This window comes from Paenibacillus fonticola DSM 21315 (genome assembly GCF_000381905.1).
In the GTDB taxonomy this organism is placed as follows: Bacteria; Bacillota; Bacilli; order Paenibacillales; family Paenibacillaceae; genus Fontibacillus; species Fontibacillus fonticola.
This window is the reverse complement of sequence record NZ_KB907258.1, coordinates 125141-152131: the sequence shown is the minus strand read 5'-3', so window position 1 is coordinate 152131 and position 26991 is coordinate 125141. Positions and strand designations below refer to the sequence as shown.

22 protein-coding genes and 1 pseudogene are annotated in these 26991 nt (G+C 47.5%); 16 read left to right on the top strand and 7 right to left on the bottom strand.

Annotation, left to right across the window (positions count from 1 at the left end):
• The first annotated feature begins 22 nt into the window (after nt 1–22).
• The 3 genes from G358_RS33690 (at nt 23) to G358_RS0115520 (ending at nt 3191) form a co-directional block, all read left to right on the top strand.
• Nucleotides 23–1198 carry a MalY/PatB family protein gene (locus G358_RS33690; RefSeq protein WP_019638158.1) on the top strand — a complete coding sequence of 392 codons (1176 nt, stop codon included), beginning with the start codon at nt 23–25 and terminating at the stop codon, nt 1196–1198.
• Nucleotides 1199–1246: 48 nt separating this feature from the next.
• Nucleotides 1247–2725 (top strand): Na+/H+ antiporter NhaC, encoded by a 1479-nt coding sequence (gene nhaC, locus G358_RS33685; protein ID WP_019638157.1) that lies wholly within the window; start codon nt 1247–1249, stop codon nt 2723–2725.
• 76 nt (nt 2726–2801) lie between these two features.
• Nucleotides 2802–3191, top strand: coding sequence for a RidA family protein (locus tag G358_RS0115520; RefSeq protein WP_019638156.1), 390 nt, complete (start codon nt 2802–2804; stop codon nt 3189–3191).
• Between the two features lie 301 nt (nt 3192–3492).
• On the opposite strand, the gene G358_RS0115515 is transcribed toward G358_RS0115520, so the two are convergent.
• The 3 genes from G358_RS0115515 to G358_RS0115505 form a co-directional block, all read right to left on the bottom strand.
• Nucleotides 3493–5928: a glycoside hydrolase family 94 protein gene (locus G358_RS0115515; protein ID WP_019638155.1), complete on the bottom strand. Its 2436-nt coding sequence runs from the start codon at nt 5926–5928 to the stop codon at nt 3493–3495.
• A 94-nt stretch (nt 5929–6022) separates the two neighbouring features.
• Nucleotides 6023–7081 carry a LacI family DNA-binding transcriptional regulator gene (locus G358_RS0115510; protein ID WP_019638154.1) on the bottom strand — a complete coding sequence of 353 codons (1059 nt, stop codon included), beginning with the start codon at nt 7079–7081 and terminating at the stop codon, nt 6023–6025.
• 160 nt (nt 7082–7241) lie between these two features.
• The gene (locus G358_RS0115505; RefSeq protein WP_019638153.1) at nt 7242–8132 is read right to left on the bottom strand and encodes a YfgM family protein; all 891 of its coding nucleotides are present in this window, start codon (nt 8130–8132) and stop codon (nt 7242–7244) included.
• Between the two features lie 219 nt (nt 8133–8351).
• Here G358_RS0115505 and G358_RS0115500 point away from each other — a divergent pair, with 219 nt between their 5' ends.
• Entirely contained in the window at nt 8352–9614 is a 1263-nt protein-coding gene (locus G358_RS0115500) for an MFS transporter (protein ID WP_019638152.1), read from the top strand.
• A gap of 60 nt (nt 9615–9674) precedes the next feature.
• Nucleotides 9675–10667, top strand: coding sequence for an aldose 1-epimerase (locus tag G358_RS0115495; RefSeq protein WP_019638151.1), 993 nt, complete (start codon nt 9675–9677; stop codon nt 10665–10667).
• Between the two features lie 121 nt (nt 10668–10788).
• Here the strand turns inward: G358_RS0115495 and G358_RS0115490 are convergent, their stop codons facing one another.
• Nucleotides 10789–11142 (bottom strand): LytTR family transcriptional regulator DNA-binding domain-containing protein, encoded by a 354-nt coding sequence (locus tag G358_RS0115490; RefSeq protein ID WP_019638150.1) that lies wholly within the window; start codon nt 11140–11142, stop codon nt 10789–10791.
• A gap of 168 nt (nt 11143–11310) precedes the next feature.
• On the opposite strand from G358_RS0115490, the gene G358_RS0115485 reads away from it, so the two are divergent.
• Together G358_RS0115485 and G358_RS0115480 are read left to right on the top strand one after the other, a co-directional pair.
• Nucleotides 11311–12405 (top strand): lactonase family protein, encoded by a 1095-nt coding sequence (locus tag G358_RS0115485; RefSeq protein WP_019638149.1) that lies wholly within the window; start codon nt 11311–11313, stop codon nt 12403–12405.
• A gap of 208 nt (nt 12406–12613) precedes the next feature.
• Nucleotides 12614–13711: an AI-2E family transporter gene (locus G358_RS0115480; RefSeq protein ID WP_019638148.1), complete on the top strand. Its 1098-nt coding sequence runs from the start codon at nt 12614–12616 to the stop codon at nt 13709–13711.
• A 143-nt stretch (nt 13712–13854) separates the two neighbouring features.
• On the opposite strand, the gene G358_RS30265 is transcribed toward G358_RS0115480, so the two are convergent.
• A complete protein-coding gene (locus G358_RS30265; RefSeq protein ID WP_033404100.1) occupies nt 13855–14376 on the bottom strand; it encodes a hypothetical protein in 522 nt (173 codons plus the stop codon).
• A gap of 220 nt (nt 14377–14596) precedes the next feature.
• On the opposite strand from G358_RS30265, the gene G358_RS0115470 reads away from it, so the two are divergent.
• From G358_RS0115470 to G358_RS0115445, 6 genes are all read left to right on the top strand, one after another.
• Nucleotides 14597–15646, top strand: a complete 1050-nt coding sequence (locus G358_RS0115470; RefSeq protein ID WP_019638147.1) for an FUSC family protein — start codon at nt 14597–14599, stop codon at nt 15644–15646.
• Nucleotides 15647–15868: 222 nt separating this feature from the next.
• Complete coding sequence (helD, locus tag G358_RS0115465; protein ID WP_019638146.1) at nt 15869–18211, top strand: RNA polymerase recycling motor HelD; 2343 nt, start codon at nt 15869–15871, stop codon at nt 18209–18211.
• A 69-nt stretch (nt 18212–18280) separates the two neighbouring features.
• A complete protein-coding gene (locus G358_RS0115460) occupies nt 18281–19531 on the top strand; it encodes a bacillibactin exporter BcbE (RefSeq protein WP_019638145.1) in 1251 nt (416 codons plus the stop codon).
• Nucleotides 19532–19659: 128 nt separating this feature from the next.
• Nucleotides 19660–20340, top strand: a complete 681-nt coding sequence (locus tag G358_RS30260; RefSeq protein WP_019638144.1) for a thioredoxin domain-containing protein — start codon at nt 19660–19662, stop codon at nt 20338–20340.
• Nucleotides 20341–20475: 135 nt separating this feature from the next.
• On the top strand, nt 20476–21147 hold the full coding sequence (rpiA, locus tag G358_RS0115450; RefSeq protein ID WP_019638143.1) for a ribose-5-phosphate isomerase RpiA: 672 nt from the start codon (nt 20476–20478) through the stop codon (nt 21145–21147).
• 16 nt (nt 21148–21163) lie between these two features.
• On the top strand, nt 21164–21595 hold the full coding sequence (locus tag G358_RS0115445; RefSeq protein WP_019638142.1) for a GNAT family N-acetyltransferase: 432 nt from the start codon (nt 21164–21166) through the stop codon (nt 21593–21595).
• Nucleotides 21596–22607: 1012 nt separating this feature from the next.
• On the opposite strand, the gene G358_RS0115440 is transcribed toward G358_RS0115445, so the two are convergent.
• Nucleotides 22608–23279, bottom strand: coding sequence for a tetratricopeptide repeat protein (locus G358_RS0115440; RefSeq protein WP_019638141.1), 672 nt, complete (start codon nt 23277–23279; stop codon nt 22608–22610).
• 140 nt (nt 23280–23419) lie between these two features.
• Nucleotides 23420–23926 (bottom strand): hypothetical protein, encoded by a 507-nt coding sequence (locus G358_RS34005; RefSeq protein WP_019638140.1) that lies wholly within the window; start codon nt 23924–23926, stop codon nt 23420–23422.
• Nucleotides 23927–24093: 167 nt separating this feature from the next.
• Between G358_RS34005 and G358_RS30250 the strand changes: the two are divergent.
• The 3 genes and pseudogenes from G358_RS30250 to G358_RS0115415 all read left to right on the top strand — a co-directional run.
• Nucleotides 24094–24552 (top strand): annotated as a pseudogene (locus G358_RS30250) (2,3-bisphosphoglycerate-dependent phosphoglycerate mutase); the annotation flags it as partial.
• A 296-nt stretch (nt 24553–24848) separates the two neighbouring features.
• Nucleotides 24849–25112, top strand: coding sequence for a hypothetical protein (locus G358_RS0115420; protein WP_019638137.1), 264 nt, complete (start codon nt 24849–24851; stop codon nt 25110–25112).
• An 18-nt stretch (nt 25113–25130) separates the two neighbouring features.
• On the top strand, nt 25131–26795 hold the full coding sequence (locus G358_RS0115415; protein WP_019638136.1) for a hypothetical protein: 1665 nt from the start codon (nt 25131–25133) through the stop codon (nt 26793–26795).
• Nucleotides 26796–26991: the final 196 nt, after the last annotated feature.

The following is a 26991-nucleotide window of genomic DNA, read 5'->3' as shown; positions in this document are numbered from 1 at the left end:
AGAAAATCAAGGGGAGAGCAGGATGGAATTTCAATTTGACGAAGTCGTTTCACGCATAGGTACGAATAGTGCAAAATGGGATGGTCTTGTCGAATCGATGGGAAAGGACATGATTTCTCTTTCGGTAGCCGATATGGACCTGAAGGCCCCGCCCGCCGTAGTCGAGAAGCTTGAAGCGTTCGCAAAACATGGAATTTACGGCTACACGGACGCGTTTGCTTCCTATTACAAGGCCGTTCAGGCCTGGCTGGATCGTGCCTATCAGTGGCAGGTGCCGCAGGAGTGGATCGTATTTTGCCCGCGGATTATACAAGCGGTATCATTGGTGATTCAGAAATTTACGGCAGAGGGAGACGCCGTTCTTATTCATACGCCTGTTTATCAGCCAGTCGCTAAAGCGGTTACTTTAAACAACCGCATTCTAGTTGAAAGTCCGCTGCAGCTCGTTTCCGGCCGTTATGAAATTGATTTCGAAAATATGGAGCTGCGGATGCAGCAAGGGGTAAAAATCGTTCTGCTCATTTCACCGCACAATCCGGTGGGACGCGTATGGACAAGAGCGGAGCTGGAGCGGATCGCCGCTTTATGCATCAAGTACGACGCGCTTATCGTCTCCGACGACATCCACGCCGATTTTATCCACGAAGGGCATGAACATATCATAATTGCCAAGCTGTCAGAGGAAATTGCCCAGCGCAGCATCGTCTGCACATCCCCGGGAAAGACGTTTAATCTGGCCAGCTTGGAAATAGCGAATATCGTTATTCCTAACGACTCCATCAGAGAGCGATTCAAACAAGCATTGCAGCAATCCGGCATTCATAACCCGACTTTCTTTGCAGTGCCGGCCTTGGAAGCGGCTTATACCGCATGCGATGATTGGCTTGCGTCGCTGCGCGAATATTTGAAAGGCAACATTGTCTATGCCAAGGCATTTATCCAGGAGCATATGCCGGAATTAACGGTGATTGAACCGGAAGGCACTTATTTGCTATGGGTCGATTGCCGGGCCGTGAGCCAGGAGGAGAGCGGCTTGAAGCGCTGGATTGAGCAGACGGCGCGCATGAGCGTAAGCTTCGGCAGCTCCTTCGGGCCAGAAGGCGAAGGCTTTATCCGCATAAATGTAGCTGCGCCGCGCAGTGTACTTCAGGATGCCCTAAAGCGGATTGCGGCAGCGTATCCATTGAAGAAGGCTTAATAAAATTTAATAAAACTTTAGAGACCACTATTAGGAGGAAACTTCATCATGAGCAAGCAGAGCACAAACCCTAATGTGAAACAACCGACTTTATTTCTGGCCCTACTTCCCATTTTGACGATGGTGCTATTTCTCAGCTTGGGCTACGTTATGTTTGAACTGCCGCCAGAGCCGTTAATTATTGCGTCCACGGTCGTGGCCGGCGTGATTGCCGTGAAACTGGGTTACAGGTACGATGATATTTTGGAATCGATCGCGCAGAAAATAGCCAAGACGATGCCGGCGATTCTGATCTTGATTACGGTAGGTTTTATGATCGGGGCATGGATGGTCGGCGGAACGATTCCGATGATGATTTACTATGGCTTGAAAATTATTAACCCGCAATTTCTATTAATTACAGCGTTTCTCGTCACTTCCGTAGTTTCGATTTGTACGGGTACCTCTTGGGGTTCCGCCGGAACGATCGGGGTTGCCTTTATGGGAGTGGGCGCCGGAATGGATGTCAATTTGGCGGCTGTTGCAGGTGCAGTAGTGGCGGGCGCGTATTTCGGCGATAAACTGTCTCCGCTTTCCGATACGACGAATATTGCTGCACTATCCACAGGCGTTAATCTGTACGAACATATCGGCCATTTGCTGTATACGACACTGCCATCGTTTGTTGTTGCGGGGATCGTGTATATCATTACCGGGCTCAATACGAACGCTGCGGGCGCGGTAGTACCTGAAAAGGTTGGTACGATTATGTCGACCCTAGAAACGATTTTCGACTGGAATTTACTGCTTCTCGTTCCTGTACTCATTGTTTTATACGGATCGATCACGAAAAAGCCGACGATTCCTGTTATGCTGTTTTCATCCTTTTTCGCAATGGCCAATGCGATGATCTTCCAAGGATTTACCCTGCATGATGTTGTATCTTCAGTGATCAACGGCTTTGATGTTGCCATGGTGCACGCTGCCGGCTTTAATCCTGATACCGTTATTGCCGATATTCCGCGTCTTCTGAACCGTGGCGGGATGAACTCGATGATGGGAACGCTGCTTATTTGCTTTAGCGCGATTACGTTTGCCGGGACGATCAGCTTGACGAAATCCTTGGAGCTCATCGTCAACAAGCTGCTCAAATTCGTGCATAAGACAGGTTCGCTCATCGTTACGACCATCATCACCGGTTTGACGATGATCGGCGTGACAAGCAACGGTCAAGTATCCATTCTGATGCCGGGCGAAATGCTGCGGGAAGCTTATGTCCGCCGCGGCTTGCACCCGAAAAACTTGGGGCGGACAATTGAGGACTCCGCTACGATCATCGAACCGATTCTGCCGTGGACAGCGGCAGGTGCTTATATGGCAGGAACGCTGGGTGTCGCAACACTAAGCTATTTGCCTTGGGCGGTGCTTTGCTGGACTGGGATTTTTTTCGCTACGATTTTAGGTTTCACTGGCATCGGCATTGCCAAGCTGACGCCTGAACAACAGCAAGAAATGTTGCGGGAGTATGACGAAAAGACAACGAAATAATCAAATAAGTAAATAAACAGATAAACAAATAACAAATAGACAAATAAGTAAATAGAGAAGAGGAGAGAGAATACCGATGGAACAACAAGAAGACAAGCAAGTAGTAGCGGCGACAGAGGCTCCAGGAGCGATCGGGCCGTATTCACAAGCGATTCGTTTCGGTAGCTTACTGTTCACATCAGGACAGCTTGGCATGGATCCGTCCGGCGAATTTCCAGCAACGGTTGAAGAGCAGACGAAACGCTCTTTGCTCAATGTGAAGGCCATTCTGGAAGCGGCGGGATACGGTATGGCGGAAGTCGTGAAGACGACCGTATTTCTAAAGGATATGAATGATTTCGCGGCTGTTAATGCCGTCTATGCCGAATTCTTCACCGAGCCTTATCCGGCACGCAGCGCCGTTGAGGTGGCACGGCTGCCGAAGGACGGTCTGGTTGAGATCGAAGTCGTTGCGGCTAAATCCTAGTCAGCAAGCAGCAAGGTAAACGAGGGAACAAGGTACGGGTAATAGGGAACAAACAAGTAAAAGAGCAATAAGTGAACAAGCAATAAGTGGCTGGATAACAATAAGCAAAAGTAATGCGCAACAGTAACGTGCAACAGTAGCGCACAATAGTAACGCGCAACAGTAGCGTACAATAGTAACAATACAAGTAACAAGTAGCAAACGACAAGCGACAAGCGTGATAACAAGCAACAGCCCTTCGTCCTTTACCAGACGGAGGGCTGTTTACTTTTAACGTATATAAATTGATCAAAGCTGAAGCTTAGCCAAGCACAACCTCGACCTGGTGGGTGCGGCCATCGCCGATTGGAGCAATGACATTGCCATCAATTGCTGTGCCGTCAACCGTGATGCTTTTCACGCCTTTGGAGACGTGGCTTGGGTTTTTAATGGAGATTTCAAACGTATCTCCACGGAAAACGCGCGTCACCTGCAGTCCATTCCAGGAGGAAGGAATGCATGGATCCAGCTTCAGTCCGTCAAAGTCCGGCTGAATGCCCAGGATAGCCTGCGTAATAGCTACATAGTTCCAAGCTGCCGTTCCCGTCAGCCATGAGTTCTTCGCTTCACCGTGACGGACCGCGTCCTTGCCCGCTATCATTTGCGAGTAGACGTAAGGTTCAGTGCGGTGAATGTCGCTGATCTCCTCCAAATACGCCGGAGCGATCTTGGAGTAGACTTCGAAGGCGCGATCCCCATTGCCGAGCACCGTTTCTGCAATCATGATCCAAGGGTTGTTGTGGCAGAAAATACCGGCATTTTCTTTGTAGCCCGGCGGATAAGATGAAATCTCGCCAAGGTTCAAGTAGTACTTCGAATACGGCGGCTGCTGCAGAACGATGCCGTATTTCGTATCCAGGCGTTCCTCTACGGAAGTCAGCGCCTTCTGGGCCTGACCTTCCTCAACGCCGATGCCGGCCATGACGCAAATGCCTTGCGGCTCGATGAAGATTTGGCCTTCCTCATTTTCCTTGCTGCCGATTTTCTCGCCGTAATGGTCGTAGGCCCGCAGGAACCAGTCGCCGTCAAAGCCATGCTCCAGCGTTGTTTTGCGCATCGCTTCCATGTGAGCGGCAGCTTCGCCAGCTTCCTCTTCCAAGCCGCGGAGACGGCACAGCTTCACGAAATCCGGAGCAACGAAGACAAACAGGCCAGCGATAAAGACGGATTCCGCCACGCGTCCTTCAATGTTGGCTGTCGTCTGGAACGATTCGCCCGGCTCCTTGGAGAAGCAGTTCAGGTTGAGGCAGTCGTTCCAGTCAGCGCGGCCGATCAACGGCAGGCCGTGAGGACCAAGGTTGTTGATGACATGGTAGTAGGAGCGTTTCAAATGCTCGAACAAGGTTGCCGTATTGTCCGGATTGCTGTCGAACGGAACCTGCTCATCCAGGATGCTCATGTCCCCGGTTTCTTTAATGTAAGCGGCCGTGCCAAGGATCAGCCACAGCGGATCGTCGTTGAAGCCGCTGCCGACTTCGTTGTTGCCTTTTTTCGTGAGCGGCTGGTACTGGTGATAAGCACTGCCGTCCTCGAATTGGGTAGCTGCGATATCGAGAATCCGCTCGCGGGCTCTTTCCGGAATTTGATGAACGAAGCCGAGCAAATCCTGGTTTGAATCCCGGAAGCCCATGCCGCGTCCGATACCGGATTCGAAATAGGAGGCAGAGCGGGACATGTTGAACGTAACCATGCACTGATACGGATTCCAGATGTTGACCATCCGGTTCAGCTTGTCGTCGTCGCTTTGGATTTGGTACTTGGACAACAAGCCGTCCCAATAGGAAGCAAGCTCCTGCATCGCCCGATCGACGTCTTCGTCGGTTGCGAACTGCTCGATCATCGCCAGCGCACGCTTCTTGTTGATAATGCCTGGTGCTTCCCATTTCTCTTCCTCTTCGTTCTCGACGTAGCCCAGAATGAAGATAAGGCTTTGCTCCTCGCCCGGAGCCAACGTAAGCTTTACTTCGTGGGAGCCGATCGGAGACCAGCCGCTGGCCACAGAGTTCGTCGCTTTGCCGTCCACGACGGCCTGCGGCTCGTGAAGGCCGTTGTACAGGCCGACAAAAGACTCGCGATCCGTATCGAAGCCGTCGATGCGGCGATTGACGGAATAGAAGGCATAATGATTTCTGCGCTCGCGGTATTCGGTTTTATGATAAATGACCGAATCTTTTACTTCCACTTCTCCCGTGCTTAAATTCCGTTGGAAGTTCGTCATATCGTCCTGTGCATTCCATAGACAGAACTCGGCAAAAGAGAAAAGGGAGACCGTTTTGGAATCCTTGCCTGTATTTTTAACGGTTAGACGATGCACCTCGCCTGTATAACCTAGCGGTACGAAGGCGAGCTGTGTAACGGAGATGCCGTTTCGCTCCCCGGTAATCGAAGTATAGCCGAGGCCATGCCGGCATTCATAAAAATCGAGCTCCCGTTTAACCGGCATCCAGCCCGGTGTCCAGAAATCTCCGTTATCGTACAGATAGTAATAGCGTCCCCCTGTATCCAGCGGAATGTTGTTGTAGCGGTAACGGGTAATCCGCCGTAGACGGGCGTCGCGGTAGAACGTATACCCTCCGGCCGTGTTGGAGATCAGGCCGAAAAACTCCTCGTTGCCCAGGTAGTTGATCCAGGGATAAGGGGTCTTGGGGGTGTTGATGACATATTCCTTGCGTTGATCGTCAAATTTTCCGAATTTCATGGATAATGGCTCCTTTCATTTGTGAACGCGCGTTTATTTTGGTGCGAAGGACATCCCTCCCATCAGGAGGGATGAGCTGAGGCATTGATGTCAGCTATTTCGGCAATAACGGTTTACAGGAATCTCTGATCACCAGCCGGGTAGGCAAGCTGAACGTGCTGAAGCCCCTCTGCTCCCCGTTGCACAGCCGGATAATCGTATCTACGGCCGCCTTGGACATCTCTTCCATAGGCAGTCTAACCGAGGTGAGCTTCGGATTCACCCGGGCTGCGAGCTGCACGTCGTCGAAGCCGATGATGGACAGGTCCTCGGGAATCGAGATGCCTCGTTCAGCAAAGGCTTCCATGGCAGAAATCGCCATGTCATCGTTGGAGCAAAATAGGGCGGTAGGCAGCTCCTCCCCGGAATCAAGCAGGCCGAGCACAGATTCATAAGCTTGCTCCTTCAAGAAATCCCCTTGCAGGACGCTGCTCTCGATAATCGGCAAATTATGCTTCCGGAGCGTATCCTCATAGGCCATATAGCGCTCCCGGCCGGAATAGGTGTTCATTCGCCCTTGGATAATTCCGATGTACCGGTGGCCAAGCCCGATAAGATACTCCATCGCTTCGACCGTGCCTTCGTAATCATTTGAATTAATGATCGCCAAATGATTGTTGTCGAGGCGCTCGGCCGTAATTTCCGCGATGTCGTAGTCGATCAGGACGAGCGGAGCGCCTTGCCCGACCATTTCGCGTACGAGCTCGATGTCCTTCTGGGTGCCGACGAGAATTCCGCCATCGATCCGTTTTTGCTGGAACGCTTGCTTCACCTTCTGGAAATCATTGCGGGAATAGACGGTATGAATGAGCACGTAGAACCCTCTGGCGTTTGCCGTATCGACGACGAGATCGACGATGGGAGCGAAGTAGCTGTTTTGATAAATCCGGCTCGCATTCTCCTTCTCATTCATACTGATGGCAAACAGTCCGATCGTGTCCGTTCGTTTGCCGGCGAGCGCTCGGGCAAAGCTGTTCGGCTCATAATGATGCTGTTCAATGACCTTAAGCACCTTGGCCCGGGTCGCCTCCGGGACGTTTGGATAGTTGTTGATGACTCGGGATACGGTGCTGCGTGACACCCCAGCCAGTTTAGCGATATCTTCGCTGCGCATAGTAACCACTCTTTCTGTAAACGCGCGTTTATGACTCTATCATAGTTGAAGCGCATGTATTAATCAATCCTAAATGTAAGTGAAGAAGCTTAAGAAACGAAAATTAAAAAAGCACAAAGCGGCTGCATTATCACTTGCTGCATCGCTTCGTGCCTGGATATCACTGCTGCTGTATTCCTTCCAAGTAACGCCGAATGAACAGGATGGCGTTCTCGCGTCGTTCCTCATTCCATCCTACAGTAGCAATCATCTCCTTCTTGCCAAGGGGGAGCTTGTCCGCCAGCGTACTGTCCGACAGATTAATTCCGTAAACTAGTTCCCTGGGGTCCTCCTCCGACTGAGCCAAAACCTTCGCGCTTTCAGGGAGATAAGGTTTCAACACACCTTCGCTTTCTTCCTGCAGGCTCGGAAAGCCGCCCCCGAGGGAAATCCAGTCAAAAGTCGGCCCGTCGAGGATATACATGTCCGGCTTTTCAGTAGCAATGACAGCCATCGCCTTTTGCCGGTACACCATCTCACCTTGCTCGGGGATATATGTCAAATTAATATCGACTCTATTCCATTCAGGGAACTGCTCCAGCAACGCTTGCTCCAGCGCATTCATTCCATCGCCTTCCGATTCATCAGTCATGAAGTTGCCGATCAGCAATATGGACAGGTCGAGCGGAGGAAGCGCAGCAATTCGCTTCTGTTCTGCACGATAATCGACGAAGGCATTAATTCCGAATATAAGTACAAGCACTGCGATGATTCCGATGATTACCCGTGTTTTATAGATGCGGAAGAAGTCGTCGACCTTCTCCGCTGTTCCGGCAAATTTCCCCCACTTGCCGAATCTTTCCTTGCTCGCTTGTTCAATTTGACGCTGATCCTCGTGTTGCGTAATTCGCTTGTAAGCTTGCAGAGAGAGCTCATATTCGTCGTTGCCCTCGTCAGCAGATTTCCGGGATCGGGACTTGCGCAGCACCATATCAAATGCTTTCTCTACATCTTCTCTGGAAGCGTTCTCGGGAAGTCCGAGCCGTTCGTATGATTTCTTTAAATCGTCCATGCCAAAATCTCCTCTGTTTCTTCTCATTATGTATATAAAGTGTATGGAAAGAAACCCATGTATTTATTATACTGTTAATTTGGAGCGAATGGAAATCCAGCTCTATTAACCTATGAAGGAGTGATTTGCCGGATACTTGACCAGGCGCGAAATACGATTTGACGTATTCAGAATGAAGAGGTCCGCGGGCGAGGATTAGGGAATAGAAGGAGTGTCATCATGAGGGACATCTTTAAATTGAAGTTTTATACGCGGCGCAAAACGTCACTGCAGCGCAGAAACCTGGCCATTGCGACCTGGGAGGGCGTACCGGCAGTCGTCTTTCAAACGCTGCTGGGCGGGCAGTTTTTAACGGGCTATCTGCTGTATCTCGGAGCAACGTCGGGACAAATCGGATTTGTGCTGGCGATTACGACCTTTGTGAATGTTGCCCAAATTGCGGTTGCATTTCTCATTCAACGGCTGACGAGCCGGAAATGGGCGCTCGTATTGTTTATTGCGCTCCACCGGATTTTATGGGCGTTCACCGGGCTTGTGCCTTTTCTATTCCCTCAGCAGTACTGGGTGGCCGCATTTATCGCGTTTTATGTTACGGCATTTCTGTTCAATACGATCGGGGCGATGCTGTGGAACTCGCTGATCAGCGACATTGTTCCCGCTCGGGTTAGAGGCCGGTATTTCGGTATCCGAAATACGTTTCTCAATGCGCTCGGAACGTTGACGATGTTTACCGGCGGAATGATTTTGGATCGTTTTCCAGAAAGCCAGGGCTTTTTGTATTTGTATATCATCGTGTGGGTTTGTGTCATTGCCAACATAGTTATTTTTATGTTCTACCCGGATGTCGCCTTCGAGCGGTCAGCGGAGAGGAAATTCATTCCGATGCTGCGCAAGCCGCTTCGGGACAGCTCGTTTATTAAAGCGACACTGTTTCTGGCCAGCTTTTTGTTCCTGCAAAATCTGGTTGTGCCATTATATTCATATGTAATGCTGGAACTGCTAAAAATCAATTATCAGACCATCTCACTGCTCAATGTCGCCCAGACATTAACAATGATGTCCAGCTTCTACATTTGGGGTAATCTGAATGCGAGGTATAGCAACCGCCGCCTGCTGTTCTGGACACTGCCGATCATTGCCGCCTCGATTTTAACATGGGGCCTGCTATCGGTATCCTCACTTCTGCCGGTTTTGTTAGCGGCTCATATGCTGTTCGGGATTGGCGTTGGGGGATTTAACCAGCTGGCGTTCAATTTTATGATTGGGGACACTCCCAAAAGTGAAAGGCCGATGTACATGGCCATGTATTCGGCTATTACAGGGGTGGCCGCCTTCTTTGGGCCTCTCCTTGGAGGCAAAGTGTATGAATGGATTGCCGGCTGGCCGAAATGGGTTCAGGTTTTTGGCATGCAGCTTGTGGTCGGTTTGGCCATGATCGTCCTGGCGCTTGTGCTTGGCCGGCGTATTTTACGGGACGCTTGATATGGGTTCACATTTGATAGATACTATATTTACTTACGTAAACGAAGGGAGATCAGACGAATGACGCAGAATAAAGCTTATGAAGGCGTTTACCAAGGTGAAAAGGCAATTTGGCTGAAAGCGGGGAAATATGAGGCAGCCCTCGTACCGAACGTCGGCGGCAATATGCTTGCTTTCCGGGATACCGAAAGCGGTTACCGCTTTTTGAGAGAACCGGGAGAGGGCGAAATGGATGCCTTCCGGAGCAACCCGGGCGTGTATGGCATTCCTGTCTTGTTTCCTCCGAACCGGTATGAAGACGGGAAATTTCCTTGGAAGGGGACGACATACCAGTTTCCGGTCAATGAGGAGGCCACAGGCAACCATTTGCACGGCTTCTTACATACGATACCTTGGCAGGTTGAGGACTTCGGTCAAACGGAGCTGGAAAGCTATGTCAACGTTAAGGTAAGCGTGGATGAGCATCATGAAGTATACCGTTACCTGCCATTTAAATTTACGGTAAGGCTCAGATACGCTTTGGGTGATCAGGGCTTAACCCAAAACGTGTTCATCCGGAACGACGGGGAGGGTGAAATGCCCTGCTTGCTCGCATTCCATACTGCGCTTAACGCTCCATTCGCAGCTGGCAGCCAGGCGAGTGACTACCGTATGAAGTGCACGATTGGGCAGCGCTGGGAGCTGAATGAGCGTATGCTGCCGACAGGGGGATACCTGCCGCTGAATGCGAATGAGGAGGCAATGAAGAACGAAGGTGTATACCCGTTTTTTGCTTCACTCGATCATCACTATACAGCCGTCCCGCAAAACGGAAGAAATCGGATGGAGTTGACCGACTCCAAGCTAGGCATTACGCTCGTTTACGATGTGGGTACTTCTTATAAACAGTGGATGATTTGGAACAACGGGGGCGGCGAAGGATTTTTCTGCTCCGAGCCGCAAATCAATTTGGTGAATGCGCCGCACGTTGACTTGCCTGCGGACGAAATCGGCCTGTTCAGTTTGGCGCCGGGCGAAATATGGGAAGAGCGGGCACGGCTTTATTTGAAATAATTGTTGAAATAACGATTTGCTGTCACAAGTGAAACGGAAAAATAACAAAAAGCAGCCGGATTTCACCTCACGGTGACCATCGGGCTGCTTTTTGCATCACATGGATTGCACTTGCAACAACTTAGCCGACTTCAGCAACGCTAGATTCCCTTGCGGGCAGAAGCCGTTTGATCTGTTCCAAATTTCTTCTCGGTACGTGGATCTTCTTGATCCCGTGGATTTGATCTCTGAACAGCAGCACGTTGTCCTGGATCGACGAAACTTTCAGCAGGTTGACGTAACAATTTGTGCTTACGCGGTAAAATGAGGAGTCCGAGATGAGTTTAGAGGTCTGGTCAGCAGATAGTCTCTTTTTTATACTGTAGTTTCTGCCGTGAAAACAAACTAAACCGTGTCCTCCTACTTTGAAGAAATAAGCGTCGTGCGGATTGAGGTCCTCGTAGACGTTCTTCTCCTCGAGTCCGACATGCATCATTCCAAAATCCCCCTTTAGATGATGTTGTGGAAGCGCTTGCAGTATACCATATTTTTGACGCTTTGGGTAGGGTTTAGACTAAAATTTTAATTATTGTCAGGAATGATGGGCTGGACATTTGTTGCAAATTACGGAAGAATAAGAGGAGACAAGACATTATAGAGAGGAATGAGTGGAGTGTCAGAACAGCAACGATTACTGCTATACATAGGCTCTTATGCCGAAGCAGCAGACTCCGGACTATATGTAGTAGAAATGGATCCATCTACGGGTGATTTAACGATATTAAGCGAAGCATCAGGTCTTAAGAACCCGACCTTTCTAAACGTCGATGCGGACAAGCGCAAGCTGTATGCCATTTCAGAAACGAAGACGGCAAGCGGAGACAGAATTGGCGAGGCGGTTTGCTTTGCGATTGACCCGGCCGCTGGCAGCCTATCTGAATTGAACAGGGAATTCACTTTGCAGCCATCGACTTCTCATATTCAAAGAGATGCTAATAGCCGCTTTATTGCGGTATCTGGATACCATGGTGGAAACGTAGGGTTAATAGCGCTCCGCGACGACGGACTGATCGGGGAGAAAGTGGATGAGCAGCAGCATGAAGGCCAAGGAGCCGATCCTGTCCGGCAAGATCGCCCGCATCCACACTCGGCTTTATTCAGCCCGGATGGCCGCTATGTTTTCATTGCGGACTTAGGATTGGATAAAGTAGTTATTTATCGTCTTGACCAAGAAGGCGGCAAGCTGACTTATCATGGCGAGGTGAAGACGGAGCCGGCTTCAGGGCCGAGGCATCTGGCTTTTCATCCGAACGGAAAATGGCTCTATTCGATCAATGAAGTAAATTCCTCGCTGACATCTTTTGCATTCGATGCGGAAGCAGGCGCGCTTAATATTATAGATTCAATTTCCACCTTGCCCGGCAGCTTTTCGGGAGAGAACACGACGGCGGAGGTTGCCATTTCGAAAGACGGCAAATATTTGTACGGTTCCAACCGGGGGCATGACAGCCTCGCCGTATTCGCGATCGATCAGGCGAACGGCAAGCTTTCCTTAATTCAGCACATATCGAGCGAGGGCGGTCATCCGCGTCATTTTGCGCTGACGCCTTCCGGCGATTACTTAGTTGCAGCTAACCGTGACTCCGATAATTTAGCCGTGTTCCGCGTTGATGCGCATACAGGCAAACTTGCATTTACGGGGAAAACAGTACAGATATCGAAACCAGTCTGCGTACAACCTGTTTTGTTTCAACTTTAATTGAAAGGCAGCCCTGTTCACTTAGGTGGGCAGGGCTGTTTGCATATCTTTGAAAAAAACAATTCTCACTTACTTGCTTTTCGCTTGTCCGCTGAATTAAGATTGACACAGAGAGTTGTTGATTTCGTATGCAACGCCTGTTAACCCGGCTGCAGGTTGTCAATGACATCGTTAGATAGTCTAAAATTAAAGGAGCAGGTCGCTTATAATGACTTTTTTTAAAGAACTATTTCAAATCGCGGGCTTCCGCAGATTCCTGGCGTTGTTATTTGTAGTACTGGTTCTCTATTTCTCGCGAAGTATGCTGAACTTAATTCTGATCACATTTATACTGACTTATCTCATTAATCGTCTGCACAACTTTATTACCCGTAATGTAGACAAAGTCATTAAGATTAATCGAAGTATTACCATTTTGTTCATATACGCCATAATAATAAGCTTGCTTGTAACTACGGTGTATTATTATTTACCTGTATTTTTGGAAGAATTCAATGATTTGGTCAATCAGGTCATTTCGTTCTATGACAATCCCCCGACTAATTTACCGGATAACGTCCTGTTGAACTTCCTGGTGGATTCCTTGAAAGAAATCGATTTATCCAAATATGTAGGCAATGGCTTTAATTTCTTGCTGAAGACCGTCTCGGATATCGGCAAATGGAGCCTGAACTTGTTTATTGCCATCATTTTGAGCTTGTTCTTCCTGCTGGAGAAAGAGAAAGTGACGAATTTTACCGCGAAGTTCAAAGAAAGCCGCGCCGCTTTTCTGATCAAAGAACTTGAGTATTTTGGCAAAAAATTCGTTTCCTCTTTCGGAAAAGTGATCGAAGTTCAATTTCTGATTGCTACCGTGAACGCGATATTGTCCACGATCTTTTTATGGATTTTTGGATTTCCGAATTTAATCGCGATCGGCATCATGATCTTCCTGCTCGGATTAATTCCGGTCATGGGGGTAATTATTTCGCTTATACCGCTCTGTGCAATTGCATTTAAAATTGGCGGACTGGTCAAAATCGTTTATGTACTCGTAATGATCGCAGTAGTTCATGCTTTTGAGGCTTATTTCCTCAACCCGAAATTTATGTCGAACAAGACGCACCTGCCTATTTTTTACACGTTTATGATCCTGTTAGTTTCCGAACATTTTTTTGGAGTATGGGGACTGATCGTCGGGGTTCCGATTTTCATCTTCCTATTGGATATTTTGGAGGTGCCCGTCGGCGGGAATACGTCTTCTAAGCGAAAGAAAAAGAAAAAGACAAAGGTGTCGATTAGCAGTACACAGCAGGAGCTTGAATAGCTGCGCCAAAACATAAAGGCCGTCCCAAAGTCATGAAAATGACTTAGGGGCGGCCCTTTTTCTGACTCTGTTTACAATGATCTGCCAGTGAGTTCATTGAATCCTTTGCTAAATTTACTTTGACTTTGCAGGCAACACACTGTTTATTCCGTCATAGGCCACTGAATCGTGTTGTGACGAAATTCGGTAACCGGATTTTCCTTGGCCGGACTATTCCAGGTCCGGTTGACAACTTTTTTGAGCTTGGCAGGCAGTTTCGTTTTTATCTCCCCGGCCTTTTCCTTACTAAGTTTTCCTTCATCGATCGCCTTGTCGATATGCCGGTTTGCCATTACCGTCAGCTTCTGTACATATTCCGCCTCGTTCCAGCCTTTACGGGCTTGAACTACCTGCAGAAGGGATTTGCCCTGCTTCAGCTCCTCCACAAGTGTCTTAGGCTCTATTCCTAACAGTTCAGCTGTATCCGTCACAATGTGCCCGCCGCGAAAATGGCGGTGGCGGTGGTGCGGATGCTTGCCTTCTTCCTTTACTTCCTGCGGCTGCACATTCGCCGCGGCTGCCGGCTCGTTGTCAGCATAAGCGGCATCTGAAGCTATAGCGTAAGTACAGAGCGCAAGTACAACGACAAGTGAACCATTTAGCAGCAGTTTACGAAGTTCACGCATAGACATTTTTCACCTCATCGTTTAGAATAATTGGGTCTTTCTCTACATAGTTTTGACCAAAAGGAGACAGCTTATCTTAAAATTAGCTGAAAATGGGCTAAAAATTGTAAGGAAACGTAATTTGGTTAATGATTTTTATTAAAAATGCCAGCAAGCGGCATGGGTTACGAATTTGGGTAAAAAATAGCAGTGAGGTATGAAGCGGACAGGAGGAATCGTTGTGACGTTCGGTGCCAGGATGCTCAAAACTGGACTTGCAGTAACATTAGCGCTCTATATTGTCTTCTGGTTTAATTTATCTTCACCGGTCATTGCTGCGGTCGCCGCAATCTTCGCGATGCAGCCGTCCATTTACCGTTCGTGGCGATATTTATTGGACCAATTGCAGACGAATACGCTCGGAGCTGTGCTTGCCATGGCTGGGGGGGCGATGTTCTCCAATGAGCCGATTGCAGTGGGCCTCGTATGCATTCTCGTGATCATGATCTGTATCCGGTTAAAAATGGGCGAGACGATCGGAGTTACGCTAGTAACGGTAGTGGCGGTCATGGAGGCATCGGGCCAGTGGGAATTTGCCCTTACCCGCTTTACACTCATTTTAATAGGTATTATGTCTGCTTTCGTGATTAACATTGCTGTGTACCCGCCTAAGCCAAGGGTCCAGTATGAAAATCAGGCGAAGAAGACGTTGGATCAATTGTCCATTTTGCTCCGTACGGCTATTTCCAGTGAAATGAAGGAGAGTGTGTTCCGGACTCAGAAGCGGGAGTTGGAGGAAACGGTCAATTCAATAAGCGACACTTATAAAATGATGGAAGAAGACCAGAAGAAGCGAAAAACAGCTAAATTGAGCAACAGCCGCGAATTAGTCGTGTATAAGCAAATATTGCGGACATTTCGTAAAGGCTATGAGGTGCTGGATACGATCGAGCAGCATTATTTCCAAGCGTCTCGTCAGCCGGAAATGAATGCGGAGTTTGATTTGCATTTAGAAAAGCTTATAAAATTTCACGAACATGTCATGCTTAAATTTGACGGCAAGCTGAAGCCCAACAGCAGGGAGGCCGAGCTGTTCGAGCAAGAGAATGAGATGTTCCAGCGAAGAATGCTGGATCAGCACGCGAAGCAGCGGGAAGGCGCGCTTAGATTATCCATCGTTTCAGCAGAAATTTATGAATACGGTCATCAGTTGCAGCGCTTGAACCGGCTAGCTGATCATGCCGGCATTGCCGCTACGAAACTGCGTCATAAAGCGGGGAGCATAAAATAAACAAAGAAACAGCCCCTTCATCAAATTTGATGAACAGGGGCTGTTGAAATACGATCCGTAAATTGTTACAATAAAAAACAGACTTTAAAAATAAGGAAAACAAAAAATATTCCTCGATTTATTTTATCACATATTAAATTATAAGTCAACACAAAAATCAAGCCATAAGCGTAATTTAGTAAGCGTAAATGCGGAAAAGTAAATGTAGAGGGGCGATCATCATTGAATAGTACGGATAAAGCTTGGCAGGAAGAGCAGCAGCGCGTCGACTATGTGGCTGATCAGATTGAGAAGCGAATCGATACACTGTCCCGGGAAGTTGCTGTCGTTCGGGACGATGTGGTTGGCATGCGCAGGGATTTTTGGGATGAAGTAACCGTCAACTTCAGTGAGGCCGACGATGTAGGGGAAACATCGACCAGCTTGCGGCAGCAGTCTCAGGTGTTATCCGACCGGGAAAGAAGTCACCTGCATGCCTCTAATGCACTCGGCAAGATGAAACGGTTAAAACAATCCCCCTATTTCGGGCGGATTGATTTTGCGGAAACGGGCAGCGCTGCAGAAACGATTTATTTGGGTATTGCCTCTCTGTTGGAAGAAGGCGATGAAAATTTCCTGGTGTACGATTGGCGCGCCCCAATATCCAATCTGTATTATGATGGTGTGCCGGGTCCGGCCTCCTATTTGACGCCTTCGGGAGTAATCGAGGGAACAATGTCGCTTAAGCGCCAGTTTGTTATTCACGGACGCGCCATCAAGCTGATGTTCGATACGGGGGTAACCATCGGGGATGAAATGCTTCAGCAGGTGTTAAGCAGAAGCTCGGATGCTCAGATGAAGAGCATCGTCGCCACGATCCAGAGGGAGCAAAACCGGATCATCCGAAATGATCGAAGCCGGATGCTGATCGTCCAAGGCGCGGCGGGCAGCGGGAAAACATCTGCCGCCCTTCAGCGGGTCGCTTATTTACTATATAAACACCGTGAGCACTTGAACGCCGATCAAATGATATTGTTCTCGCCGAATCCGATGTTCAACAGCTATGTTGCTACCGTGCTGCCAGAGTTAGGTGAGGAAAATATGCAGCAGACGACCTTCCAGGAGTATTTGGAGCATCGTTTAGGGCGTGAGTTCCAGCTTGAAGACCCGTTTGTGCAAATAGAATACGTGTTGTCTGCGGAAGAGGATGAAAATTATGTTCATCGAATTAGCGGCATCCGTTATAAATCATCCCCTGCATATCTCGAAGCGGTGAACCGCTATAAAGTTTGGCTGGAAGGGAAAGGAATGAGATTCCGGCCGGTACGCTTTCAAGGAAAAGTAGTTGTCGATGCAGATGCGATCTCCCGCCAATTTTATGATTATGACTCCGCGATTACGCTGGCAAACCGCTGTGAGCTGTTAAAGGAATGGCTGCTGAAGGAGATCGCTGCCTTCGGCAAAAGCGAGCTGCAAGAGCCATGGGTTGAGGAGCAAATCCAGCTTCTCGACAGTGAGGATTATCAGCGGGCATACCAGCGGATGCGCCGAAACCAGCGCAAGGGCGGAGCTTCCTTCAGTGATTATGAAGAGGAGCGGGAAATTCTGGGCCGCATGGTTGTGAGCGATCGTCTGAAGCCGCTGCGCAGATGGGTAAAGGCGCTGCGGTTTGTCGATATAACGGAGCTCTACATTCAGCTTTTTAACAGACCAGAAGTGATTGCCGGGGTAGGTGTGGAAGAACTGCCAGATGACTGGCATGAGATTAGCCTGCAAACCGTAAACAAAATAAAGGCGGGGGAATTGTTTTATGAAGATGCCACCCCGTTTCTATATTTGAAAGAGCTTGTGTTAGGATTCCATTCCAATACGGATATCCGCCATGTCATCATCGATGAGGCCCAGGATTACTCGCCGTTTCAATTGTTCTTTCTTAAGCGGCTCTTTCCCCGTGCACGCATGACCGCGCTGGGTGATTTGAATCAGGCGATCTACGCTCACGCCTCGGTTTTGCAGCAGTCGGCATCGTTGACCGAATTGTATGGGAACGAGGAGAGCGAGTTAATCGTATTGAAGCAGAGCTATCGTTCGACCCGTGAAATTGTCGAGTTTACAAAAGGAATGATTGCCGGAGGAGAGGAGATCGTTCCGTTTAATCGTAAAGGAGAGAAGCCGCTGGTCAGAGTGTTTTCCGATACCGATACTTTACAACAGGAGATCAGACGGGATTTAGCCTCTCTGCAGTCTGAAGGATATGAGACGATCGCTGTCATTTGCAAGACTGCGGGGCAAAGCGAGCAGGTTTACGCTGCTCTGTCCAGTGATATTCCTGTGAAACTTATTAAGAAAACGACCCTTTCCTTTGAAAAAGGAATTCATATCATCCCAGCGTATTTGGCGAAGGGCGTCGAGTTTGATGCGGTGCTCATTTACGATGGCTCTGACCGTAATTATACCCGGGAGGCCGAACGGAAATTGTTTTATACGGCATGTACGAGAGCTATGCATTTACTGCATATTTATTCAGCTGGAGCACCAAGCCGATTTATTATCGGGACCGATCCATCGACCTATGTCCAAGCCTAGCAGGCGAAGAATATAATTTCACTTTTCAACCACACTAACGATTATGACAGTTGAAAGGTGGACATAAAGATGGACAGCAAAAAAGGCGATTTATTTGCGCTTGCCTCTATCCCGCTAATTATGACCTTAGGGAATTCGATGCTCATTCCTATTCTGCCGCAAATTTCTCGCGTGCTTCATATATCTTCTTTCCAAGTGAGCATGTTAATTACGGTATATGCAGTGGTGGCGATTTTGCTTGTCCCGATTGCGGGCTATTTATCCGACAAATTCGGCAGAAAGAAGATCATAATTCCCAGCTTGATTGTAGCTGGGGCCGGAGGGGCTGTAGCCGGTGTCGCCAGCTGGTTTGCGGAAGGGATGACTGTATACTGGATCATTGTAGCGGGACGTTTACTGCAGGGCATTGGCGCTGCCGGAGCATTTCCGATCGTACTCCCGCTTGTGGGCGACATGTTTGATGACGATGAAGAGGTCAGCCATAGCCTCGGCATTATTGAGACATCCAACACGTTCGGCAAAGTGCTTAGCCCTATACTGGGGGCTCTGCTTGGAGCGTGGATTTGGTATGTGCCTTTTTTGGCGATTCCCGTTTTATGTCTCGTCTCTTTGGTTTTGGTCATCTTTATGGTGAAAGAGCCAGAGCGCAAACAAAAGGCTAAACCGCTTGGTGAATTTTTAGAATCCGTCAAGCAGGTGTTTCAGGAGAAGGGCCGCTGGCTATACGCCATTTTTGCGATTGGCTGCATTTGTATGTTTTTGCTGTTTGGCGTGCTGTTTTACTTGTCTGAACAACTTGAGAGCAGACATGGCCTGGATGGCGTCGTGAAAGGGCTGGTGCTGGCTATTCCCTTGGCAGCCCTTTGCCTGGCCGCTTACTTTACGGGCAAAAAAATCGGGAATAACAAGAACTTGATGAAATGGTGCGGCGTCATTGGATTAGTCATGTCCACCGGAGCGTTATTTGGCATTGGCTTTTTCAATAATATATATTTTGTCATCGCATGTCTTATCGTATGCGGGGCGGGCATCGGAATTGTGCTCCCAAGCTCGGACGCTTTAATTACCGAAGGGATTGAAAAATCACTGCGAGGCACGATCACTTCTATTTACGGGAGTATGCGGTTCATCGGGGTGTCTCTTGGTCCTCCAGTCATTTCTCTGCTTATGAAAGCCGGGCATATGACGCTGTTTTTTGTTATTTCCGGAGTATCTTTGATTGCTGTCGTTTTATTGCTGACGATGGTTAGGCCGGAATCCGGGGAGGACAAGGAAAAAGAAGATGTAAAAAAAGCGCGGAGACCTATTCATCAATTATAAAATGCTTATTTTTCAAAAAATATCCAAAATAAGTTGCTATATCTGTTAAATATGTCCTATTCATACGAAGCTCCTCTACATACAATCGAACAATCAGTGCATAATTCGATTTGTTAGGGGGATTTTTTATGAAACAGAAAAAAATGGGACTGATCACGCTGGCGGCAATAGCCCTGCTTGCCTTGGCCATCGTACTTTTTGTCAGTATAAAGGGGAGCAGGCAGGCGGATGCCGAATTTCCGGATTTCAGCAACGTAACGGTTGAGCATGTACCGGAAGGCTTTAACGAGGCGGAGCAGCCCTCGATCGGGGACAAAGGAGCGCCGGTAACGATTGTTGAATTTTCCGACTATAAATGCCCTGCTTGTAAAAGATGGAACGAAGAAGTGCTTCTGGAGCTGAAGCGGGAATATCTGGATACCGGCAAGGCGGTACTGTACTATGTGGACTATCCTTTTCTCGCACCGGATTCCAACCTGGCCGCATTAGCAGGTGAGACGCTGTACCAGCAAAATGAGGATTTTTTCTGGATTTATCATCATAAAATGTCCGAGCTGCAAGGGAAGAAGGACGAAACCTGGGCGACGAAGAAGTTTATTTTGAATCTGGTGCGCACGCACATTCCGGAAGCGGACATCGTACAGTTTGAGCAGGATTTGGACAGCCGCACTTATATTGAGAACGTAAAAAAAGACCTTATGATCGTCGAGCGGCATGAGGTGATGGGAACCCCTACGGTGTTCGTAAATGGCAAAGAAGTTGAGGACGCTTCTTTTGCGGGGATTCAATTTGCAATTGAAAATCCATAAGGGGGAGGGCAGCAAGTTCATTATGGACTTGCTGTTCTTTTTTGCTGCAGATTTTGATATGATAAATGCGTACTAAATTGTGTAAAAGCGTTATTTTACATAGGGAATCATGCAACAAGACCAGGAGGGGTAAGGATGAATGCAAAACAAGCGGCGGGATACCGTGCGGCACAATTGATTAAAGAAGGAATGACGGTTGGACTCGGAACAGGGTCGACCGCTTTTTATGCGATTGAGAAAATCGGAGAGATGGTGGCAAACGGGCTTTCCATTCGCGCGATTGCAACTTCTAGAGCATCGGAAGAGCTTGCGGAGAAATATAACATTCCGCTTGTCGCTGCGGCTGATGTGGATCGGCTGGATATTGCGATTGACGGGGCGGATGAGTTTGATCCGGAGATGGCCCTCATCAAGGGCGGCGGAGGGGCTTTGCTCCGGGAGAAGCTCGTGGCGGTGCAAAGTGACCGGTTTGTTGTTATAGCGGACAGCGGCAAGAGAGTGGCTCACTTGGGGCAATTCAAGCTGCCGATTGAGATCGTGCCATTTTGCTACGAGTGGACGCTGCGGCTGTTGCGTAGCCGGTATAATGTCGCTATCGAAATGCGCATGAATGGCAATGAACTGTATGTTACGGATAATGGCAACTATATTGCCGACGCCGCTTTTGGCAAGATCGAATCTCCAGGAAAGCTTAGTGATGAGCTGAAAGCAACGACAGGTGTCGTTGAACACGGGCTATTTGTCGATATCGCCCAAATGGTTATTGTCGGATACGACGACGGGCGTACGGAAGTCATCGAAAAGTAGGAAGGAAGTTCATAATATGCTTGTAGATGTGAAGGCAAAAATAGCTGATGAAGAAATTCAGGAGCTCCTTAATTACGCGCTTTGGGATGGGGAGGACAATGATTCGGTCATTGATCTGTATATTGCCGATGAGACCTACAAATTGTACGCCTTTCAGGAGGAAGAACAGTTCGTCGGCCTAATCGGTTACCGGTCTGTGGACCGGCAGGTCATCGAGCTGCTGCATCTCGTTGTACATCCGGAGGCTCGCGGCATGGGCTACGGCCGGGGGATGATTTTGGACGCCTTGGTTCTCGAGCAGCCTTCCGCGATCGTAGCAGAGACCGACGAAGACGGCGCTGATTTTTTTCGCAGCATCGGGTTTCAAGTAACCGGGTTCATTAAATTCGAAGGCGGGCCCGAGTATTTTCGCTGTATCTATGAGAGTGAAGAGCACGGGGAAGGTTAAACGAGAAGTAAAGTGTTTTTAAGGGGCTGTCCAATAAGTCCCAAAATAAAAGTTGGACGGAAAACATCTCGTTGGTAGCTCCCCATAAAATTAGAGTACAAAATCTAACTTTTGGGGTGCAGCACCGTTTTTCCGTCCAACTTTTTTACACAATTTCCATTGCTGGTGTGAGGTAGTTGGTTGTCGCTGGTTGGTTGCCGACTGCGTGGCTTGGGCGGATGGCTGGGAGGAAGGGCGATTGGTTGGGCATATGCGAACCTAGCAGCTATCGGACACAGGGGACGCTATTTGTGAAATAACGAGGAATTTGGAGAGCTAACGGACCTACGTTCCGCTATTGCTCCCAAAAACCTGTTTATTGCAGTCCATTTGGTCGAATAACGGAACCAGTGTCCGCAAGCATAGCGAAAGAGGGCCTATTTCAATAATAGTGAATCTCCTGTCCGTAAGCGGGTGAACAGCCCCTTGTTTAGGTGGCGATTTATTTTTCCTTTAAGAGAAAAAATTATATTGGCCTTAGTGAGGTCGAAAATAATGCTAGCCTGTTTCATTACATCGATAGACGTTTTTGTTAAGATATCAGAAAGAATAAACTTGGGAGTTAAGGCTTCCTGATATCGCAAGAAAAACTACAATTAACCGCGGTCTGTCTTCTGTGAATTTCTATCGATAGACGTTTTTGTTAAGATATCAGAAAGAATAAACTGGGAGTTAAGGCTTCCTGATATCGCAAGAAAAACTACAATTAACCGCGGTCTGTCTTCTGTGTATTTCCATCGATAGATGTTTTTGTTAAGATATCAGAAAGAATAAACTGGGAGTTAAGGCTTCCTGATATCGCAAGAAAAACTACAATTAACCGCGGTCTGTCTTCTGTGTATTTCCATCGATAGATGTTTTTGTTAAGATATCAGAAAGAATAAACTGGGAGTTAAGGCTTCCTGATATCGCAAGAAAAACTACAATTAACCGCGGTCTGTCTTCTGTGTATTTCCATCGATAGATGTTTTTCTTATAGGGTAAATTTCTTAAAATAGCTTCTCCATGCCCAACTCCGTTCTTTGCGCTTCTTGTATCTGGGCAGAGAGCGGTAAATCGCGATCGCTTCTTCCCAAGACCGCTTGGCCTCCTCCGCCCGGTTCAAAGAGTGGTACAGGCTGCCAAGCAGATAATAGGCTTCGCTAGAAGAGGAATAATGCTTGCCGAATTGCTTAGCATAATGCAGCGCTTTTTCCGGGTTCTTCTCACGGAAGGCGAAAGCCAGGTTGAGATAGGGCTGCCCGTACTTGACGCGTTCATTGATGTTAAGCGCCTGAAGAACATGCTGCTCCCCTTCTTCTAGTTGACCCATACCCAATAGGGCTTCGCCCAAATCGCTCCAGAATTCTGCTGAAGATTCGGATGAGGATTTGGCTTCTTGAAGAAGGGTATAAGCTTCTTTGAACTTTCTTTGATCCAGCAGGAGTCGGGCCAACTCCCGTTTTGAGGAGACATCAAAGGAGTTGACGGCCAGTTGCTGCTTCAAGCGGGCAATTTGGCGCGATCTGCGAAAAGGCTTAGTTATACTGGGGAAAATGCCGACGAAACGCCTGTCCAGAAAATACAGGATGCCCAGAAAAATAATCAAAGAAAGGAATACATTTCCTGTCAACCAGGAAAGAATGATGAGAATTAGAAATTTCATGTTCTCCTCCGTTGGTAAGATTATTTTCCAATTATACCACGAAAGAAGTCAACTGTAGTTGATGAGGCAGCAGGCGTAATTGGAAAACTAAAAAAGGCAGATCAAGATTTCTTGATCCGCCTTTTTTAGTTTACTTATTGTTATTGGTAGCTGCGCATTTGAGAGCCTTGCCCTTGTCCCATTTGTCCCATGTGGCCCATTGAAGAAACGGATTGGGGCGTATTGTAGTTTCCTTGACCGAAGCTGCTCTGCTGCCCTTGGCTCTGCTGTCCAAAACTATGCTGTTGCCCAAAGCTAGGCTGGCCGAAGCTCTGTCCGCCCATGGAGCGTTGGCCGATTCCGGATTGCCCAAAGCTGGAAGGACTACTGAAATGGGACACGCCTGAACTTACGATGTTCTCGATTTGCCCTGCCAACTGCGAAATTTGCTGGTATTGATGCATTGCCGTTTGATGACCTTGCAGTGCAGACTGAATCGTTTGTGCAGCCTTACGTTCGCGCTGGGCGATTTCTTCAAGCTGCATCGCGTTTTGCTGCTCCTGCTCGAGAAGCTGTTGATACATGGCCGAGGCTTGGCGGGTTTGCTGCTCCAATTGCTGAATCGTTTGTTCGATTTGGCGAATTTGATGGCTTACGTTTTGATTCATGCTGATAAATCCTCCTCATAGGTTATCGTAATCAGAAACCAGGGTTAGCTTTCCCAGGGCGGGTAAAGATATTCATAGAAAACTTTGGTTTTGGCGAAAGCCGGAATGAAGACGAGCACGAGGACATATATCGGTTCAGGATTGGATCAGGAAAGGAGAATTGAAGCATGTATAAGCTTGTGCTTGTCCGCCATGGCGAAAGCGAGTGGAATAAATCGAATTTATTTACCGGCTGGACGGACGTGGACTTGTCCAGCAAAGGGATTGATGAAGCTAAAGAGGCCGGGAAAATGCTGAAGGAGCATAAATTTGAATTCGATATCGCCTATACTTCTTTTTTGCGAAGGGCGATCAAGACGTTGTATTTTATTCAGGACGAGATGAATTTGCTGTGGATTCCTACTTATAAAACGTGGCAGCTGAATGAACGGCATTATGGAGCGTTACAAGGACTGAGCAAGCTGACGACCGCTCAGGAGTACGGGGAGCAGCAAGTGCAGCTATGGCGCAGAAGCTATGATGTGCTGCCTCCGGGATTAACCAAAGAAGACGAGAGGTATCCACGGAACGACCCGAAATATAACGATGTGCCTGACCAGTCCATTCCGGTAACAGAGAACCTGAAGGCAAAAAGGACTGAGTATGGTACAATATTCCATAAAGGGAGCTTAAAAGGAGTGAAGATATGATCCGAATGGAATTGATGGACATAATCAACAGCCTTTTCAGCCTTATACGGATCCTTACGCCGTTAAAGCTAGGTTCGTTGCGGATCAGCCAAAAGCTTCGTTCCACGATTCCCGGGATGTGGAGGCAAATTAGCAATTAGCTGACAATGGCGGCCATTATTGCGGGCGTCGTTCATTTGGTGAGATTGCTTTTAAGAAGATTAAGAAAATAAAATAACTGAGTGGTGAGAAATTTGTTCAGCAAAAACAATAAGATCGCTGTTGTACTTCTATGGACAGGCCTTTCTATTATTGCAGCTGGAATAATAGGGGGTATTATATTAGGTTACGACGATTATGAACGGCTATGGTTAGTTACGTTTGTTTATTGGGTTTCAGGGTTTCTATCCGGAGTATTTTTCATCGCCTTATCGGAAATTATCGAACAATTGCACAAATTAAATATGAAATCCAATAAAGAACCTGAAGATGATGAGCTTATTTTGTTAAATGATTAATTTGGAGGGTAATCCAATATGTTAGTAAATTTAGATTGTCCAGTTGAGTTAATCGATTATAAATTGTTTGAAAGTAAAGCGAATTCTCAGATTTATTGTTCAATGACGTTTTATAACTTATCTCCAAAAACAGTTAAAGGTTTAAAAGTAATTATTCACTGCTATGATCAGTTCGGTGATCCGGTAGGCGGAGAGACAAATAAATTTGAATGCAAAGTCGAATATAAAGAGGGCCTGCGCCCAAGCCGGAAACGAGCGACGGATAAAAAGATCTTACTATCCGGCTTCCAAAACACCAGAAAAATTGAAGTTGACGTCGTGAAAATTTTATATGATGACGATACATTATGGTCCAAAGGTGCCTCTGAATCCATAAAGATCGAATTGGCAAAAATAGAAAATAATAATTTGTTGGAATTTGTTCAGAGTCGCGAAGGGAAAGATGTAAAGAACTACGCTAAAGAAGTCAACGGTCACTGGCTTTGCATCTGTGGAAGATTAAATTTTTATGCCCAATCCAAATGTAAGAGGTGCGATAGATTAAAACAATACGTACTAACGGAATATAGGGATGAAGAAGCAATTATTAGCCGTCTGAACGCTTTTAACGAAGAGCGGATCGAGGAAGACAGAAGGTCACAAGAGAAGAGAGAACTGGAAGCAGCGTTAAGAAAACAAAAATTAGTGAAAAAAGTAAAACGTTCACTACCATTCATTGCAGGCGGTTTGCTGGTGATAGGAATTCTGGGATGGGGGTATGCAACCAATTTTACTTTCTCAATGAAAGCCCAGCAGGAATTGACGGATGTTGCAAATCTAATTCCTAAACCTGAGGTGGTCAAGGAAGGGATTATTGACACTTCATTTGCCGCATATGACGACAATAATGGGCAAGGTGATTTCGCCATTACTTACGGGAAAGTAGGCAACGTCAATAATATAGTCGTAAGCAATATCACAAAGCCTCAAGCCATAGACATAGATCATAATGGTACGTATGAATTTATCATTACATATATTATGGATTTTCCAGAGAATAGCCATGCGCTAACGTTAGGCTGGGATGATGTATATGAGTTCGACGTGAATAAGGAGGAATTGGTGCTTGCTAGCGCCAAATACCCCGATTATTATAAGTACACTTACATACCTGCCTTAGATCAACGCATATCCGCAAGCAATGATCCCGTTGAACAACAACTACTTTCTGTACCTATGAAGGCTGCAGAGGATTTGTTGAACGGTAATTTTGTTCCGGATGCTTCGCATGCAGAAATTACCAAATTAATTGAAGCAAAGGTGTTAAACAATCCTCTACAGATCGTTAGAAAAGATAATTTATTTTATATTTACGGCATAACGCGTGGCATGAATATAAGCGAGGCTATTTCCGTTTTGGGTGAACCGGACGAAAGTTTTGAGGTCGACTCAAAAGTGTGTATATGGTATCTAGATAACAATTTGGAGTTAGTAGCCGAGTATAGTATCGATACGATTCATTATATTGCTTTGGGGGAATTTAAAAAGGATGTACTGGATCAGAGCATGAGCGTCTTAGGAGATCCTACGGAAGCAGGTTCGAACGAGTATAGTTATTTTTCTGGGGATCAGCGTTTGAGATTTCACGTTATGCCAGGTTCTGGAGATTTTAGAGTGCAGTTATTTGACTCAGAAGCACCTTGACCGGTGTCCGAAAAGAGTCCGAAAAATATTTCGGGCTTTTTTTTGTAGAGTGATTAAGAATCTCGCCGTCCCCGATAAGGTTCCAGCGCAAAAAAAAGGACAAAAGCCCTCGTAGAATTCTACGCTACAAAGGCTTTTGTCCGGGCGCCCCTCGCGGGACGCCCATCATGGGAGAGGAGAAACCGGACGAAGAGCT

Coding starts and splice junctions, on each gene's coding strand:
- G358_RS0115495 (WP_019638151.1), top strand. CDS start 9,675: ATGACGCAGAATAAAGCTTATGAAGGCGTTTACCAAGGTGAAAAGGCA.
- G358_RS30265 (WP_033404100.1), bottom strand. CDS start 14,376: ATGCGTGAACTTCGTAAACTGCTGCTAAATGGTTCACTTGTCGTTGTA.
- G358_RS0115460 (WP_019638145.1), top strand. CDS start 18,281: ATGGACAGCAAAAAAGGCGATTTATTTGCGCTTGCCTCTATCCCGCTA.
- G358_RS0115520 (WP_019638156.1), top strand. CDS start 2,802: ATGGAACAACAAGAAGACAAGCAAGTAGTAGCGGCGACAGAGGCTCCA.
- G358_RS0115415 (WP_019638136.1), top strand. CDS start 25,131: ATGTTAGTAAATTTAGATTGTCCAGTTGAGTTAATCGATTATAAATTG.
- G358_RS30260 (WP_019638144.1), top strand. CDS start 19,660: ATGAAACAGAAAAAAATGGGACTGATCACGCTGGCGGCAATAGCCCTG.
- rpiA (WP_019638143.1), top strand. CDS start 20,476: ATGAATGCAAAACAAGCGGCGGGATACCGTGCGGCACAATTGATTAAA.
- G358_RS0115490 (WP_019638150.1), bottom strand. CDS start 11,142: ATGATGCATGTCGGACTCGAGGAGAAGAACGTCTACGAGGACCTCAAT.
- G358_RS0115485 (WP_019638149.1), top strand. CDS start 11,311: ATGAGTGGAGTGTCAGAACAGCAACGATTACTGCTATACATAGGCTCT.
- G358_RS0115500 (WP_019638152.1), top strand. CDS start 8,352: ATGAGGGACATCTTTAAATTGAAGTTTTATACGCGGCGCAAAACGTCA.
- G358_RS0115515 (WP_019638155.1), bottom strand. CDS start 5,928: ATGAAATTCGGAAAATTTGACGATCAACGCAAGGAATATGTCATCAAC.
- G358_RS0115440 (WP_019638141.1), bottom strand. CDS start 23,279: ATGAAATTTCTAATTCTCATCATTCTTTCCTGGTTGACAGGAAATGTA.
- G358_RS0115445 (WP_019638142.1), top strand. CDS start 21,164: ATGCTTGTAGATGTGAAGGCAAAAATAGCTGATGAAGAAATTCAGGAG.
- G358_RS0115480 (WP_019638148.1), top strand. CDS start 12,614: ATGACTTTTTTTAAAGAACTATTTCAAATCGCGGGCTTCCGCAGATTC.
- G358_RS34005 (WP_019638140.1), bottom strand. CDS start 23,926: ATGAATCAAAACGTAAGCCATCAAATTCGCCAAATCGAACAAACGATT.
- G358_RS0115510 (WP_019638154.1), bottom strand. CDS start 7,081: ATGCGCAGCGAAGATATCGCTAAACTGGCTGGGGTGTCACGCAGCACC.
- nhaC (WP_019638157.1), top strand. CDS start 1,247: ATGAGCAAGCAGAGCACAAACCCTAATGTGAAACAACCGACTTTATTT.
- G358_RS0115505 (WP_019638153.1), bottom strand. CDS start 8,132: ATGGACGATTTAAAGAAATCATACGAACGGCTCGGACTTCCCGAGAAC.
- G358_RS33690 (WP_019638158.1), top strand. CDS start 23: ATGGAATTTCAATTTGACGAAGTCGTTTCACGCATAGGTACGAATAGT.